Origin of the sequence: uncultured Clostridium sp. (assembly GCF_947039605.1) — a bacterium.
GTDB lineage: Bacteria > Bacillota > Clostridia > Clostridiales > Clostridiaceae > Sarcina.
In genome coordinates this window covers 1-16596 of record NZ_CAMQZG010000061.1, presented here as the reverse complement: position 1 = coordinate 16596, position 16596 = coordinate 1, and the positions used below count along the sequence as shown (strand labels likewise).

The window sequence follows — 16596 nt, the reverse complement described above, 5'->3', positions numbered from 1 at the left end:
ACCATTTTCTAACTTTGATAAATCTATTTTTCTCAGCTTTAGCATATATCCAAGTTCTCTAGTAGTTAGAACTGCATCTATACTTTTATGTCCAAAAGTCTCCATTTCAGGTCTTTCCATTTCATATTTTTTTGCAATACAAGGCATCACACAAACAGTAAATACATCCTTTGCATCAACACCTGAAATTTTAGGATAATAATATTTGCTTGCAGCACCAAAAATCTCCATAGGTGATCTTGTAGTTGAGAGATTTGGAATAAGTTCTGGAAAATGCCATTCTATAAGTCTAATCCACCCTGGGCAACATGAAGTAAACATTGGTAACACTCCACCACTACTAACTCTTTCTATAAGTTCTCCAGCTTCCTCTGCAATGGTTACATCTGCTGCAAAATTCAGATCATATACTTTATCAAACTCAAGTTTTCTTAATGCAGTATATGTTTTCCTAGTCACATCAGCTCCAAAACCCATACCAAACATTTCTCCAAGACTTGACCTTACAGATGGTGCAATAGCAACAATCACATGCTTATTCGGATCATTTAATGCCTCCTCAACTCTTTCTATATGTGAAGCTTCTTGAAGTGCATCTACAGGGCAAGATATTAAACACTGTCCACAAAGCAAACATCCTGTATCATCAAAACACTTTAAATCTCTAGCCCCAATACATCTTTCTCCCTCTCCATTCTCATGAAATAAAATTGATTTAGTAGTAGTTTTCTCACTACAACTTGCAACACATCTACCACACTTAACACACTTTGCTCTATTTATATGTAAAGCTGTACTTCTTTTATCAAAATAATGTTCTTCATCTGAAAAATCTTTTTTTTCAGTGACTCTTGCCTTAGTTTCTAAAACTAGCTTTAAAAGCTCACAATTTTCTTTCCTTTTACACTGTCCACACTTAAAGTCATGGTTATTTAAAAGTTTTGTTATTTCATTTTTAACTTCATTTTTTATAAACTCACTCTCTGAATTTATAATCATTCCATCTTCTACTTTTGTAGAACATGATCTAAAGAAACTTTCTTTTTTACCTTCTATTTCAACTAAACATAAGCCACAAATACCTTTATGATTACACTCCTTAAAGTAGCAAAGTGCTGGTATGTAAATATCATTCTCCCTTGCAATCTCTAAGATAGTTCTTTCACCATCAAAACTAATTTTCTTTCCATTAATTATTACTTGACTCAAAATCCTCAACTCCTAAAATAACATAATATCTACTTATCTTTCCCAAAGAAATCAAAAATATTATTTTTTAAAATTGCTACTATAATATCTATTACACCCCCTGTATTTTAGTTATAAAAAAGACATACCTTTAACTTTTGTCTATTTGGTATATCTCTAATTTTATATTAAATTTATTTTTCTACTTAACAATCTAAAATTTTAACATTTATAAGAAGTGTTGTATTTGTAAAGAAATCTCTTATATCATACTGCTTATAGTAAATATCCTCAATAATTCCTTCTACATCTATTTTACTACCTACAGTATACCTATCTGGCATTACTACAAATGTGCTAAATGGAAGTTTATAATATGCTGAATGGACACTTTGCTCGATCTCAAGAGCTGTATATTTAACACTAAGATTTAACATACCTGTTATAACAAGTTTAAAGCCTGTAATTCTTTGACCCTCTTGAGATATAAATTCTCCTGTTTCAATTAAATGACATCCCATTATTTCAATTTTTCCAACCATTTCATTTAATGCTTCTATATTTGGTTTTGCAATTGGTATTTGTAATTCTTCTTCAACACTTAATTGTTTGAATGTTGAAATTCCCATATCAATACTATTTTCTAAATTCGCTCCTGTAACAACCATCTCACTTGTTACAAGTCCATCTAAATCATAAATAAATTTTGCACTAGCTTCATTTATAAGTTTAGATTGACAAGCAGTTCCTATTACCCTAACTTTGTAAGTTACTATAACTGTATCTCCAACTGAAATATCACCAATTACAATACCTTTGCCAAGGTTTACTGAATTAACTATTACACCACCAACTTTAAATGTTCCTGGTATTAATACTACATATCTTGGAAGTTTATCTTTTACAATAATATTTTGTGCATCAACCTCACCATTATTTTCAAGTCTAATTGTATATTCAATTACATCATTTAGAACTGCAAAATTTATATTTGATGATTTATTAATATCAAGATTAACAAAACTTACAGGCAATTCATTTAAATTACTTATATCATCCGCAAACTTTTTTTCTCCATTCATCATAAAGTTATAAATAGCTGATGCTTGATTAGAAATAATCCCCTCTTCCTTACCTAAAACCTTTGCCTTAAACTCAACTTTAGCACTTTCTTCCATATTAATTCTAGGAATTAATATTCCAGCATTAATATTCTCATCCTTTTTAACTTTTCCATTTATTTTTACACTATCAAAAATAAATTCAAGATTTTCATCTAATAAATCTGATATTTTAACATCAAAAACATCTACATTTCCATCATTAGTTATAATAATTTCATAATCAACAGTCTCACCAATAATAGCTGCTAATTGCTTTGTCCCCTTAACTATTGTAAGTCTTGGATTTATCATTTTTTCACCACCTTTTTTTCTCTATTTAAATTATATGTGTCCTACTAATTAAATTTATAAAACTATAATTAATTACCTTAACAAATCTTTACATCTACAAATAACATTAGACATCTGTGAATTTCTCTTTCATTTAGCTGTCTATAACATATATCTTCAACATAAGGTATTATACTTATTCTATTTGCCCTTATAAGGTGACAAGTATATTTATCACCCACCATTTCTGGAAGTATCACAAATATACTCTTTAATTTCTCGTAGTGTGCTGCATGTCCACTTTGTTCTGGCACGTCAGCAACATAAGTTAATTTCTCTTTTATCTTTATTTCAGTTACTAATTTTTTACCTGTTAGTCTTTGACCTTCATGTGAATAACCGGCTTCTGTTTCTATTAATTTATAGTCTTCTACTTCTGCCCAAGCAACTATATCTAGTATTCTTTCCATATCTGGTTTTTGTGATGGTACTACAAGCACATCATCTAATAATTCTTCTTTAAAGTAATGTGCTTTTTCTGGTAATATACTTTGTATACATGAGTTTACTTTACAATACATAAGTTTCCTCCTAACATAAATCAACAACAGTCATAAATGTTATATTGTTATAAATACATCTATCATCCATTTGTGTTGAATTAATATCTTCAATTACTATACTTGGTGTTATAAATGAATTTTTATTAAATCCCTTTGGCATTACAACATATGAACAGAAAGGAATATCTGTATGTGCTGTATGAAGTGATTGAGTTGTTTCTAGTGCTACATATTCAACTTTTAAAGTTATATACCCCTCTATTAAATATTTATACCCTGTAACTCTTTGTCCTTCTAAAGATACTCCTATAGGGGTTTTCACTATTTTCTCACATTGTATACAAGGCAATGCCCATACTTTTACAACTTGTTCTATGTCTGGCTTTTGTGTTGGAATGCAAAACATATAATCTAAATTTGTTTGCTTGAAATTTTCTATATTTTTTAAACAATATTCATTTATATTGTTATACTCAATTAAATCTCTAAATATTTTTGCCATTTATGCCCTCCTAAACTTTTATTTTGTTTCTAGATATATTATGTAACTCTTATGCTTTTTGATACTCTTTCCTTTACTTAATATATATGTTTAAATCTCTAATTTTTTTCAACAAAAAAAGATATATTAATTTAAGATTTCTCCTAAATTAATATATCTTTAATTTGATATTCGATTTTATCTAAACAGTTTTCCCGCTCCATCTATAATATGTGCTTTGTCCAGAATCTGGTCCAAACTCACTAACAAATTTATTTAAATCATTAGCATTAGTTCTCTCTAAGCCTTTACTTACATCCGCTGTTAATGTTCCATTTTTAAATCCTTCTAATATATTATCCCATGTATATACTATTCCATCTTTTGAAACATAGAAGCAACAATTTACTTTTGAATCAACAAGCTTCATTGAGAATTTATAGCCTTCTACACCTTTAAATATAGAAATTGGTTTTATTCTTTGTGTTAAATTTTCTAATTTCCCATTCGGTGCTGCACCTTCTGTTGCTAGGTAGAATATAGTCCCATTAACTGAAGTCTCTCCTATCCCTGCCATATTATTTATAGTTGTTACATTTAAATCCCCCCTCCCTATTTATATAACTATAGTTTAAACTAAATCTTGTTATAAAATCTCCATATCTAAAATTTATGATAACTTATTCTTTAAACTACATGTAGCTAAATATTTCTGTACTATAAAATTTAAGGTATTTAGATATATAAGTAAAAAATTCTTCCCTCTTAAAATAAAAAAAATTTTAATATGTAAGTATATTTTCTATCTTTTCATTTTAATTTTAATTTTTAGTTGCAAATCGTAACTATTTGTATTATAATTAATTTAGTTGCAAAATGTAACTAAATATCAAAAAAATTAAAAAGGGGATTTATATGTTAACTAAAGAAGAAATATATAATAAACGTTGGTTCATTCTATTTAGTGTTGGGATAGTTACTTTTATGAGTACACTTGATGCTAGTATAGTAAACGTGGCACTTCCTGTTATTTCAAAAGATTTATCAGTTTCAATGTCAACAGTTCAATGGACAGTAACAACATATTTAATAGTCATTTCTGGTCTTTTACTTACTTTTGGTAGACTAGGAGATTTAAAAGGTAAAACTAATGTTTTTAGAGTTGGTATTATAATTTTCACAATTGGATCACTTCTTTGTGGAATTTCAAATAGTATTACAATGCTTATTATATCAAGAGCTGTTCAAGGTCTTGGTGCTGCTTGTACAATGGCAAATAGTCAAGGTATTGTAACTTCAGTTTTTCCTGGTAATGAGCGAGGTAAAGCCCTTGGGGTTATTGGTCTTTTAGTTGCTCTTGGAACTATGGTAGGTCCTGCTGTTGGTGGTATTATATCAGATTTTAAATGGGAATATATCTTCCTTATAAATATTCCAATTGGTATAATAGCTTCAATACTTTCATTTAAATTATTACCAAATATACATGTTCCAGTTAAAGAGGGTTCTAAACTTGATTTTATCGGAACTATATTATTTATACTTACAATAGTTCCACTTATTATTTCTATTACAGAAGGAAGTATTTATGGATTTACAGATACTAAAGTTCTTATAGGATTTGCAATTGCTTTTGTAGCTTTTATATTATTTATAATTTCTCAAAAGAAACTTGCATCACCTCTTCTTGATTTTAGTATTTTAAAAAACCATCAATTTTCAAAAGGTATATTATCATCATTAATTGCTTTTACTACTATTAGTTCATATTCAATACTTTTACCATTCTATTATGAATCAGTAAGAGGAATATCTCCTATATATAGTGGATTTTTAATGATAGTATTCCCTATCGCTCTAACTATTACAGGCCCACTTAGTGGTAGCTTATCTGATAAAATCAGAAAAGAAATTCTTCCACTTATCGGCTTTATAGTATCTGCTATTGGTTTTGCTTTAATGGCAACTATAAGTGCTACAACACCTTTATATCTTATAATTATATATCTACTTATAATGGGTGCTGGTTCTGGATTATTCCAATCTCCTATGAACTCAATAGTTATGTCTGCAGTAGACAAAACTAAGCTTGGAGTTGCAGGAAGTCTTAATGCACTTGTTAGAAATCTTGGTATGATTATAGGTATAACATTTGGAACATCACTACTTTATAAACTTATGAGTAATAAACTTGGCTTTACAGTTACAGGATTTGTCCCAGGACATCCTAGTATATTTGTAAGTTCAATGAATATAGTATTTATTATTGCGGCAGTTTTATGTATCATAGGAGCTTTCGTTGTTCTTAGTATAATGCTTACTAACAATAAAAAACTTCAAGAGGCAAAGTAATTTAAATAGTTTTAAATAGATTATCAACACAAAAGGCATGTGCAACATAAATAGTTGTACATGCCTTTTATTTTACATATTTACTTAAGAAATCATTTAATTTTATCTCACCTGATTTATAATTTAGTATATTTCTTTTTATAAGCCTATCTGCTTGCATATCTCTTGGAACTTCAATAATTCTAGCACTTATAACTTTATGCTTTGTTGTTATACTATCTCTTTTAATAAATACTCTCTCACAAAATTTGCAGTATCTTATCTGTGAATGATATCTGCGGTCACTAATTATATCAAGACAAATATAATCATTAAACACAAGTTTTGTGAATTTCCCACAAAACTTGCAATTAAATTTATTAGTATAATATTTTCTGAATTTTTCATTACTTAGCTTTATTTTTATAGACCTATCTATCATAGATTCTTTTAATGGTATATTATCTACTACTGCATTATCTGCGTGACCTAATATATACTCTACCCCTAATTTTTTTGAAATTTCTATAAGTGCCTTAACATCATAAAATGCATTATGATGATTATCTTCTATTAAATTAAACTCCTGCATACATTCTTTTTCAAATATTTTAACTAATGCAGGATGTTCTCTTAGATTATTTTTTACCATATAAATTTTTTGTACGTCTAAAACATTAACCTTATCTAATAACTTAGAATTTATTTTATGCTTATATAAATTTCTTTTAAGTATTTTAAGGTCTGAATCTCCCCATGTCAATAGATATGTTTCTTCTGGCTTCTCTATATCTATAGCACTTAAAAATTCTTTTGCCGCCCTAACAAAGCTTGTACCTTTTTTAATATTATCAAATGTTATCCCTGTTAATTTTTTAACTTTCTCATTTATCTCTAAATAGTCACACTTTATATAAAAATTTTTAGGTTTTTCATTTTTAAAATCTATATTAGTTGTTGTGTATGCTATTTGAATGATATCTTGTCCCCTTGTTATATCAACAATCCAACCTATTTTTTGATTGAATTCTAAATCTAAGAAAATAAATTTCAATTTTAACCCATCCTTTTTCTTATTTCAATTATTAGTTTAATTTTTCAACTTCTAAAATATCTTTTTACCATTATAACACTTTTTAGTTTAATTTTAATCCAGTATTATATTATTATATTATTTAAATTCTTACTAAATTATATTTTTTAGATTTACTTTTAATTATATTTTTCAAAAATAATATAACTTTTAATGGAAAAAGTAAAAAAAACACTTTTCCGAATTAAAAATTTGAAAAATACTTATAATTTTAATAAAAAAAAACCTTATCATCTTTATTTATGGTATTTTTAGGATAAAACTCCCAATTTATAACTATGCTATAATCATGTCAGGTGATATATGCTATCAACCATTAATCAAAATTTAAGGAGGCTTATTTTATGAAAATTAAAATTGGTGATTATTTAATAGAAAAACTAAAAGAACTTAATGTAGACAGTATTTATGGAGTTCCTGGTGATTACAATCTTGGGTTCCTTGATCATATTGATGATGCTCAGGGAATTGACTGGGTTGGTAACTGCAATGAATTAAACGCTGCTTATGCAGCTGATGGATATGCTAGAATTAAAGGATTTGCTGCAATGGTAACTACTTTTGGTGTTGGTGAACTTAGTGCTGTAAATGGTATCGCTGGTTCATTTGCTGAGAGTGTCCCTGTTGTTAAAATTACAGGAATGCCTACTACAGAGGTTCAAGAAAACAGATTGTTCGTACATCACACTCTTGGTGATGGTGAATTTAATAGATTTGCAAAAATGTTCGAAGAAATAACAGTTTCTCAAACTATTCTTACAGAAATGAATGCAAAAACTGAAATAGATAGAGTTTTAAAAGATTGTTATGTTTACAAGAAACCAGTATATATAGGCCTTCCAGTTGATGTTGCTGAGAAAGAAATCGAAGTTACTCCTGGTAAAATTGATTTAGAAGTTAAATCAAATGAAACTACTTTAGCTCAATTTGTAGCTGCTGTTAAAGAAGAAGTTAAAACTTCAAAAGGACAATTCTTACTTGCTGATTATGAAGTTATTAGAGAAGGTCTTGAAGATCAAATTTCAAACTTTGTCAATAAAATCAAAATCCCAGCTGGTACATTATGTCTTGGTAAAACAGCTATTGATGAAACTAATGAGTACTTTGCTGGATACTATGCAGGTAAACTTAGCTCAGATTTAGTTAAAGATGCTATAAATGCTAGTGACCTTGGAATTTATGTTGGTGTTAAACTTACAGACTGTACAACAGCTGGATTTAGTTATATCAAACCTCAAATAAGAAAAATAGAGATTTTAGCTAACTGTGCTCTTGTAAACGGAAAGAAATTTAAAAATATCAGAATGAAAGATGCAATAGAAGCTATAGAAAGTGCTAAACTTTCATTCCATAATTCAGTAAAAGTAGTAAAAGAAAAAGCCGAAGATTTTGTTGCTTTAGATACTAACTTAGTACAAAATAGATTCTTTAAACAAATAGAAAACTTTATGTCAAACAATGATGTACTAGTTGCTGAAACAGGAACTTCATTCTATGGTGCTGCTACATTAGATATGCCTAAAGGTACTTCATTTGTAGGGCAAGCTTTATGGGGTTCAATAGGATATGCTCTTCCAGCTATTCTTGGTACTCAAATGGCTGATAGATCTAGAAGAAATATCTTAGTTATTGGTGATGGTTCATTACAATTAACTGCACAAGAAATTTCAACAATGTTAAAAGAAGATATTAGTCCTGTATTATTTGTTATAAATAATGATGGATATACAATAGAAAGAGTTATACACGGACCAAGAAGAAAATATAACGATATAAATATGTGGGATTATAGTGAACTTGGTAATGTATTTGGTCTTAAAAACAGAAAAACTTTAAGCTTTAAAGTTAAAACAGAAAAAGAGTTAGCAGCAGCAATGGCTACTATCAACTCAAACAAAGAACAACTTGCTATAGTTGAGGTTATCATGGATATGGATGATGCACCTAAATTCTTAGTAGATGTTGCAGAGCACGCTTTCAAAAAGCAAAATGCTTATTAATATACACACAAAAAACCAGAGATTAAATTCTCTGGTTTTTTTGTATGTATTTATTGTATTTTAAGTTTTTCACCTTTCATATCTCTTTTATATAAGATAATACCTAGAATTATAAAGATAAGTCCTACTCCAATATATAAAATAGTATTAAAATATATAGCTTGTAGAATAGGAATTATTATAAGTCCAAATAAATTAAATATAATATGCCCAAAAATATCTCCAAACATACTATTAGCATAATAAGATGCAAATAATAATAAAAGACCTAAAACAAATGTATAACTTGCCTGAATTATACCACCACCCATTGAATGCATATATGCAAATACTACTCCTTGCAAAAGTATAGCTACATATATATTTATATTATTTTTTAAAACACTAAATACTGCTCCTCTAAATAATATTTCTTCAAAAATCGGTACAAGTATTATAGTTCCTATAAGTTCATATGGGGAAAACCAAGAACTATGCATTGCTGCCTCACTACTTTGATAACTTGTTGTAAAATGCTGTGCATAATATATAAAAGTTAATGCTAAAAAGTTAAATCCTATCATTATAAGTCCTATAACTCCTAATTTTTTTGGTTTCATCTTTTTAAAATTACATCTTTTATATAAACTCTTCTTTGTAAAAAAGAAAATTATCCCTAAGATAACTATTGCAATAAACTCCCCTAATACACTCCCTAGATAAATTCTTTGTTGCATTATATTATCTATCTGGCTTTGTGTTAATGTATAAACACTTTCTCCGTGTATATAGCAATAAACATTAAATATAAACCTATTTGCAAATATAAGACACTTATAGATTAAATATGGTGTCCCTACTACAACTAAAAGAATACTTATAATTTTTTTTATAATTTTCATTTAATTCACCTTTTCTTTTGTTAATTAATTTGTAGTTTCAAATTATATTATACAACAAATTTGATTTATTTAGTCTCATTTTTATGTAACTGCATTTAAAATTCACATTAGTACTTGGAACTTTTTTGTAATGTATAACCCTCTTCTTATTGTTAAAATTTATATATAGAAAATATACCCCTTTACAGATAGGAGGAATTTATAATGAGTGAACAACTATTTTACCTAGAAGATAAAATTTCTGATATAGTAGACGACTACTTAGAAGTTTTAAATGAAGAATTCAAAGAACAAGTTCAAAAAAAGAATTTAACAAAAGAAAGTATAATCAAAGATATTGATGCATCAAATCATTTAAAATGCTCAGTGCAAAAAGGTATCCCTTTCTTTGATATAGCAGAAACTCTTGATGATACAACACAGACATTATCTATAGAATGTCATTGCTGTAATAGTGTTTTATATGAAGTAAGTAAAAATCTTTAAATAAAAACAGCTGTAATTAGTCATAAAGATTAATTACAGCTTACTTTTTAATATTTTTTAATTCTCACCAATTCTATCATATAATTTTTCTCCATTTTTGAGTAATATAATACCACTTACAATTGCTGCAACTGCATAAATCACTGTAATTATAAGTCCTATATCTATTCCTGGAAGTTTAGTCCCCATTCCAACAAATAATATAATTAAATTTGGTATAGTTGTTATCATTGTGCTCTTACTTCTTTTAACAACTTCTGTTTCTGAAACCCAATTAAAACTATAAAATTTCATATTAACTAAAATTCCAAATATTGACCCAAAACTAAGTGCTGCTAAAATCCCAGCAAGCATTGTTACTGATTTTAATAAATCACCACCAATTATAATATCTAATATAGTACCAAGTATTGCTAGGGGCATATTTACCACAATATTTAATAATACTTTTGATTTTATAATATCCATAGATTTTATAGGCAATGATTTTTTCATATTAAATGCTTTACCTTCAAGCGATATTGTTGTAGCTGTTGTTGGTGAGATTGCAAACATACAAGAACTCATCACAATAATCATGTTTACTTCAAGTGGCAATACTCCAATTCCTCCTAGAACAACAAATACTACATAAATTACTCCACCTGTCATTGTGTTAAGAACTACTACTCCCTTTGAAAAATATTTTAAAAGCTCTGTTTTAAGTAATGATTTAATCTTTGACTGAATTACTCCATCTTTAATTCTTGTCTCACTTGATTTTCCAAAAACTATAAACTTACTATTCATCTGTGAGAATGTATTTCTTACAACCATCATAAATACTCCAAAAATAATTATTGATAGTCCACAAAAGTATAATAAGTCTAACCATGAAGATTCTAAAACTATTCCCATATAAAATTCTATTGGTAAATACATTTTTGTTATAATCTCTACAATATACTGCGCATTTTCTAAAATACTTGGAAGCCAGTACTGTGCTGTATATATAATACACATAAATATTAATAGTCCAACTAAATAAATAATAGTTATAGCTATCTCTTTAAACTTAAATTTTGAAGAGATTTTATAAAATATATAGCCTACAAAAATTGCAATACTCATTGGAATAAGAGGCATAAATATCATTGTTATAATAAGCATAATAAATAAAGTTCCATTAAAACCAGTTGCTATAAAATAAGATATAATTACCGGTATACTAATAGCTAAAACAAAAAGATAATTAAACATTAACATTCTTGCAACTTTTGAAAGTATTACAACTCCACTACTTATAGGTAGTGATGCTAGAAGTTGAAAGTCTTTCACATTAAAAATACTTCCTGGTGCCCCAACTATATCAGTTGAGAATATAGTCCCTATAATCATCATAAAAGCACCTATAAATATAAATTCACTTGGAATCCCAAATGATTTAAGTTGTTCTGGCATAGACATAAATATAAAAAATAATGACATTTCTAATATAATACCTGTGAATATATATAATCCTAAAAATTTCTTTTTATTTTTATTCTCTGTTTGACCAAATGAATTTTTCATTGAATATTTAATTAAAGATACTAATTTATTCATTATCATTCAACTCCATAAATAAGTGTTCTAGTGAATTATCTCCTGCAATTTCCTTAACTGTTCCAAGTGCTTTAATTTCTCCATCTTTTATAATAGCTACTCTATCACTTATCTTTTCTACAACTTCTAAAACGTGGCTTGTTAAAAATACTATTCCACCCCTATCACAAAAATCTCTTAAAATATTCTTAACCTTTAATGCTGCCATAGGGTCAAGTCCTACAAAAGGTTCATCTAGTATTAAAACTTCTGGGCTATGAACAAGTGCTGAAATAATAACAAGCTTTTGTTTCATACCATGCGAATAAGATGATATTAAACTATTTAAATCTTTATCTATCTCAAAAATTTGTGCATATTCTCTAATTATTTTATTTCTATCCTCACTTTTAACCTCAAACATATCTGCTATAAAGTTTAAATATTGGCTCCCTGTAAGCCCTTCATAAATATCTGGATTATCAGGTATATATGCAAATTTTTTTTTAGCCTCAAGTGGATTCTCTTTTATTGAAACTCCATTTATCTTTATATCACCCACCTCTATACTATTAATACCAACCATAGCTTTTATAGTTGTTGTTTTGCCTGCACCATTATGTCCTATAAAAGAAAATAATTCACCATCTTTAATTTCAAGTTCTAAATTATTAACCGCAACTTTATTTCCAAATTTTTTAGTGAAATTTTTAATTTCTATCATTATTAACATCTCCCTACTCTCTTATATTTTGTACTCAAAATAATTGTATGTCTTAATTAATACTATATAGTACAAATATTAAATCCAAATAAAGTAAATCTTAATTAAATCTTAAGTTTCTAATATGTATTTACGCAAAAAAAGTAGACAGATTTATATCTGCCTACTCTTTAAAAAATAATATACATAAAGTTAAACATTGTGAGTGTGTATACAACACAATACTATTAACTAGAGTTCGATTTCTCGCTCTCATCTTATCAATACAATATCTATAATATCTTTTTCTAGCCTTTATTACAATAGCTTTTCGTCAATTACCTCCAACACCCTCTAATGGGATTTTAAAACTAAAAAACCATTTTTAGGACATTTTTAAATATTCTTCATATAATCTATTAGCTCCATCTGCATCTGCATATCGAATATTTTGCGTTCTATAGTGTTCCTTAATACTCCACATATTTCCATGAGAAATACCACCCGTGCATACAATAATTTTATCAACACCTTTTAGAACCTGCTGTACTCTTCCATAATTATCATTTCCATCTACAAATTTAACACTCACTCCATTTTTAAGAAAAGCAAGTTTATAAGTTTCTTTATAATTAGTTCTACCAACTATTGCAACCTCATCTATAATCTCTATATTTTCATTTATTCCAGTTGAATTATTAACCTTCGACTCTTTAAAAACTCTTCTTGCCTCTAAAGTATTTTCAACTTCATATAATACATTATTAAATTCATCTATAACACATACTGCACCCTCATCAATATTATCCTTATTATAATACCCAAGCTTTATTCTTTCTCCATTAAGTTTATCCGCATAAGCTTCACTTCCAACATATTTAATAACTATATTTTCCTTTTTTTCATAGTTTTTTGAATAAGTATAATAGAACGGATTATCTATTATTCCTATAAATTTATTTTCTTTATTTAAAATTATTAGTTCCCCTATACTTAAAATCTCATTGTTTAATGCCTCAATTTCTTCTTTATCAATAACTTCTTCTTTATTATTAAGTGCATTTCTAACAAGCAAATTATTAGATATAATTCCTGTAATAATATATGGTTTATGTTTTTTAGCTTCTATACATTCTCTATATAAATCTATATTATCCTTAACTCTTTTAAAGACTACTTTTATATCAAACTCTGAGTTATATGCAACTATGCTTCCTATTGTTAAATTTTCATTATCATTTGCATCAAATAACTTCTTTCCATAAGCATCTACTATATAAATACCTTCAAAATCTTTTTTAACCTCACCATATTTTAGATTTAAAATTTCCTTATCATCGTAACACTGAGTAACTTGTACTATTTTTTTATTACCATTTATTATTACAATTTCACCCTGTACATAATATTTGTTTTCATTAGGCTCAATAAACTCACATTCGCTTCCATTGAACCTTAAATAATACCTATTATCCTCTATAATAACTTTTGCAAAAAATCTCAAGTTAGCTTTTGCATCCTTTTTAATTTCATCTTCTAAAATAATTACCTCTTCATCCTCAGCTAAACTAACGCTAATTTCTCCATCTTTTATCCCATCAATATATTTTTTTAATTCTATTATTTCTTCCTCTAATACTAAAATTCTCTGATTTAATTTATCACTTTTAACCTGCTCCGCTACAAATTTTCTATTTATGCTTCCAAGTGTTATCTCAAATGATTTTTGAAGTGTAAAATCTCTTTCCTTTATCAGCATCTCTTGAATTTCATTTTTAATAGATTTATCAAACTTAACAGGCTCTTTTATCTTATTCTCAAGACCCGTTAATGCCCTCATAAGATTTTTATTATCGTCCCCCATACTATTAAATTTCTTTTTTAGTTCTTTTAATTTATTATTAGCCTCCCTTTTTGCTTCTCTCTCATCCTCTAAATCACTAATCAAATTTTTAATTTTTACATTTGTTTTTTCTAATTCTTTCTTAGATTCTTCTATTCTATTAGTTGTCCTTACCTCTAATAGTTCAATATATAAATCATCTACTACCTTTAAGTAATTTACATCTTCAATATTATGAAACTCACTATATATCAAAAGACTTACAAATAGCGCTTGTTTAATATCAGTATCAAATTCAGCTTTTAACTCTTCTAAAACTATATTTAAATCTAACTTTTTTAGCATCAATTTTTTAAATTTTTCATAAACAAATAATATAAGTGTCTTTTTCAGATAGTATATAACCATATACTCATCATCTTTAGCACTTGCCATTAATTCTTTTTTATCTTCTGATTTTCTTAAAAATTTATATTCTAACTCTTTCTTCTCTTCACCATCTAGCTCAATGTTTAATATATTTATAAAATCTATATACGTATAAATTTTTTCTCTAATTTCTTTTTCTTTTATAAATGTTTTTTTCACTAAATCGATTACAGAATTTAGATTTTTAAACTCCTTTTTATTCTTTCTAGAACTTGAAATTTCTAAAAGTTCTTTTAATAAAATATTTAAATCTATTATTCTTGTTTCTTTTTTCTTTATATCCAAAATACTTCTCCCCCATTTTAAAAACCTAAATGTAACTATATAAGTTCTATTATAAAACTTCTTCTATATTTATACAAATATAACTTATTTAAACTCATTTAACTAATTATTATAAATATATCAAAAAAAATAAGGACTTCTTAAGTTTTGAAATTTTACATTTCTCAGCCTAAAAAAATCCTTACCTAATTTATATGTTTAGTTTAAAATCTCTATCTGCACATTTTTACATCTACAAAAAGCATAAGACATCTATGAATCTCTCTTCCACTTATCTGTCTGTAACATAAATCTTCTACATATGGTGTTACACTTATTCTATTAGCTCTAACTAAATCACAAGTATAATTTTCTCCAACCTTTTCTGGTAATATTACAAATATACTCTTCAATTTTTCATAATGTGCTGCATGCCCTGATTGTGTAGGCTCATCTGCTACATAAGTCACTTTTTCTTTAAGAATCACCTCAACTACAAGTTTTTTTCCTGTTAATCTTTGGCCTTCTTGAGAATTCCCAATTTCTGTATCTATCAACTTATAAGTTTCTATACTTGCCCATGCTACTAAATCCAAAATTCTTTCAATATTAGGCTTTTGACATGGAATAATTAGAATATCATCTACAATTTCTTCTTTAAAGTACATTGCCGTCTTTGGTAATGTTCCTTGAATACATGAGTTTGTTTTGCAATACACCTAAATCTCCCCTTCCTAACACACATCAACTATTGTCATAAATGTAATATTATTATATATTGCTCTACAATCCATTTGAGTTGAATTAATATCCTCAATTATAATAGTTGGTGTAATTAATGAATTAGGATTGAATTTTTCTGGCATTACAACATATGAACAAAATGGTATCTCTGTATGTGCTGTATGCAATGACTGTGTTGTCTCAAGTGCTACATACTCAACCTTGAATGCTATGCTTCCTTCTATTAAATATTTGTACCCTGTTACTGTTTGTCCCTCTAAAGATATCCCAACAGGCGTCTTAACTAATTTTTCACACTTCACACATGGTTCTGCCCAAACTTTTACTACTTGCTCAATATCAGGTTTTTGAACCGGTATACAAAAAACATAATCTAAATTTGCTTGTCTAAAGTTTTCAATATCTCTAACACAATGCTCATTTATATTATTATACTCTATTAAATCCCTAAAAATCTTACCCATTTATGCCTCCTACTTCTTTTCACCTTATCATAGTATTCTTTATAGTATGTTTAACTTCCTATTAAAGTTACTATAAAAAATAATAAAAAAAAGCTAGAGAAATATTTCTCTAGCTTCAGGACGTCGACAAACTACAATGTCGATGTCCTTTTTTTTGTTTTTCGATTAA

General features: G+C 27.5%; 15 protein-coding genes. 3 read left to right on the top strand and 12 right to left on the bottom strand.

Translation table 11 applies throughout. The features are described 5' to 3' along the window. From Q0V24_RS15330 to Q0V24_RS15310, 5 genes are all read right to left on the bottom strand, one after another. The coding region (locus Q0V24_RS15330) for a [Fe-Fe] hydrogenase large subunit C-terminal domain-containing protein (RefSeq protein ID WP_297522754.1) at nt 1-1209 on the bottom strand (1209 nt) is incomplete at its 3' end. A 185-nt stretch (nt 1210-1394) separates the two neighbouring features. Beyond that, complete coding sequence (locus Q0V24_RS15325) at nt 1395-2603, bottom strand: SPOCS domain-containing protein (protein WP_297522752.1); 1209 nt, start codon at nt 2601-2603, stop codon at nt 1395-1397. Nucleotides 2604-2680: 77 nt separating this feature from the next. Continuing rightward, nucleotides 2681-3163: a hypothetical protein gene (locus Q0V24_RS15320; protein WP_297522750.1), complete on the bottom strand. Its 483-nt coding sequence runs from the start codon at nt 3161-3163 to the stop codon at nt 2681-2683. Nucleotides 3164-3173: 10 nt separating this feature from the next. Continuing rightward, nucleotides 3174-3647: a DUF3794 domain-containing protein gene (locus tag Q0V24_RS15315; protein ID WP_297522748.1), complete on the bottom strand. Its 474-nt coding sequence runs from the start codon at nt 3645-3647 to the stop codon at nt 3174-3176. A gap of 181 nt (nt 3648-3828) precedes the next feature. Further along, complete coding sequence (locus tag Q0V24_RS15310; protein ID WP_297522746.1) at nt 3829-4203, bottom strand: hypothetical protein; 375 nt, start codon at nt 4201-4203, stop codon at nt 3829-3831. Nucleotides 4204-4541: 338 nt separating this feature from the next. Between Q0V24_RS15310 and Q0V24_RS15305 the strand changes: the two genes are divergently transcribed. Next, complete coding sequence (locus Q0V24_RS15305) at nt 4542-5978, top strand: MFS transporter (protein ID WP_297522744.1); 1437 nt, start codon at nt 4542-4544, stop codon at nt 5976-5978. Nucleotides 5979-6045: 67 nt separating this feature from the next. On the opposite strand, the gene Q0V24_RS15300 is transcribed toward Q0V24_RS15305, so the two are convergent. Then, complete coding sequence (locus Q0V24_RS15300) at nt 6046-7011, bottom strand: exonuclease domain-containing protein (protein WP_297522743.1); 966 nt, start codon at nt 7009-7011, stop codon at nt 6046-6048. A gap of 383 nt (nt 7012-7394) precedes the next feature. On the opposite strand from Q0V24_RS15300, the gene Q0V24_RS15295 reads away from it, so the two are divergent. Beyond that, complete coding sequence (locus Q0V24_RS15295) at nt 7395-9050, top strand: thiamine pyrophosphate-binding protein (RefSeq protein ID WP_297522741.1); 1656 nt, start codon at nt 7395-7397, stop codon at nt 9048-9050. A gap of 50 nt (nt 9051-9100) precedes the next feature. On the opposite strand, the gene Q0V24_RS15290 is transcribed toward Q0V24_RS15295, so the two are convergent. Next, nucleotides 9101-9931: a CPBP family intramembrane glutamic endopeptidase gene (locus Q0V24_RS15290; protein WP_297522740.1), complete on the bottom strand. Its 831-nt coding sequence runs from the start codon at nt 9929-9931 to the stop codon at nt 9101-9103. Nucleotides 9932-10135: 204 nt separating this feature from the next. On the opposite strand from Q0V24_RS15290, the gene Q0V24_RS15285 reads away from it, so the two are divergent. After that, nucleotides 10136-10417, top strand: coding sequence for a hypothetical protein (locus Q0V24_RS15285; protein ID WP_297522738.1), 282 nt, complete (start codon nt 10136-10138; stop codon nt 10415-10417). A 57-nt stretch (nt 10418-10474) separates the two neighbouring features. Here the strand turns inward: Q0V24_RS15285 and Q0V24_RS15280 are convergent, their stop codons facing one another. The 5 genes from Q0V24_RS15280 to Q0V24_RS15260 form a co-directional block, all read right to left on the bottom strand. Then, the gene (locus Q0V24_RS15280) at nt 10475-12001 is read right to left on the bottom strand and encodes a hypothetical protein (RefSeq protein ID WP_297522736.1); all 1527 of its coding nucleotides are present in this window, start codon (nt 11999-12001) and stop codon (nt 10475-10477) included. Continuing rightward, nucleotides 11994-12704, bottom strand: a complete 711-nt coding sequence (locus Q0V24_RS15275) for an ABC transporter ATP-binding protein (RefSeq protein ID WP_297522734.1) — start codon at nt 12702-12704, stop codon at nt 11994-11996. Before Q0V24_RS15275 ends, Q0V24_RS15280 begins: the two co-directional genes overlap by 8 nt. Before the next feature lie 364 nt (nt 12705-13068). Next, complete coding sequence (locus tag Q0V24_RS15270; RefSeq protein ID WP_297522733.1) at nt 13069-15240, bottom strand: hypothetical protein; 2172 nt, start codon at nt 15238-15240, stop codon at nt 13069-13071. 212 nt (nt 15241-15452) lie between these two features. Next, nucleotides 15453-15938, bottom strand: a complete 486-nt coding sequence (locus Q0V24_RS15265) for a hypothetical protein (RefSeq protein WP_297522731.1) — start codon at nt 15936-15938, stop codon at nt 15453-15455. A gap of 15 nt (nt 15939-15953) precedes the next feature. Then, nucleotides 15954-16427, bottom strand: a complete 474-nt coding sequence (locus tag Q0V24_RS15260) for an SPOCS domain-containing protein (protein WP_297522730.1) — start codon at nt 16425-16427, stop codon at nt 15954-15956. Nucleotides 16428-16596 lie beyond the last annotated feature (169 nt).

Coding starts and splice junctions, on each gene's coding strand:
- Q0V24_RS15325 (WP_297522752.1), bottom strand. CDS start 2,603: ATGATAAATCCAAGACTTACAATAGTTAAGGGGACAAAGCAATTAGCA.
- Q0V24_RS15320 (WP_297522750.1), bottom strand. CDS start 3,163: ATGTATTGTAAAGTAAACTCATGTATACAAAGTATATTACCAGAAAAA.
- Q0V24_RS15260 (WP_297522730.1), bottom strand. CDS start 16,427: ATGGGTAAGATTTTTAGGGATTTAATAGAGTATAATAATATAAATGAG.
- Q0V24_RS15315 (WP_297522748.1), bottom strand. CDS start 3,647: ATGGCAAAAATATTTAGAGATTTAATTGAGTATAACAATATAAATGAA.
- Q0V24_RS15305 (WP_297522744.1), top strand. CDS start 4,542: ATGTTAACTAAAGAAGAAATATATAATAAACGTTGGTTCATTCTATTT.
- Q0V24_RS15310 (WP_297522746.1), bottom strand. CDS start 4,203: ATGGCAGGGATAGGAGAGACTTCAGTTAATGGGACTATATTCTACCTA.
- Q0V24_RS15280 (WP_297522736.1), bottom strand. CDS start 12,001: ATGAATAAATTAGTATCTTTAATTAAATATTCAATGAAAAATTCATTT.
- Q0V24_RS15285 (WP_297522738.1), top strand. CDS start 10,136: ATGAGTGAACAACTATTTTACCTAGAAGATAAAATTTCTGATATAGTA.
- Q0V24_RS15295 (WP_297522741.1), top strand. CDS start 7,395: ATGAAAATTAAAATTGGTGATTATTTAATAGAAAAACTAAAAGAACTT.
- Q0V24_RS15275 (WP_297522734.1), bottom strand. CDS start 12,704: ATGATAGAAATTAAAAATTTCACTAAAAAATTTGGAAATAAAGTTGCG.
- Q0V24_RS15290 (WP_297522740.1), bottom strand. CDS start 9,931: ATGAAAATTATAAAAAAAATTATAAGTATTCTTTTAGTTGTAGTAGGG.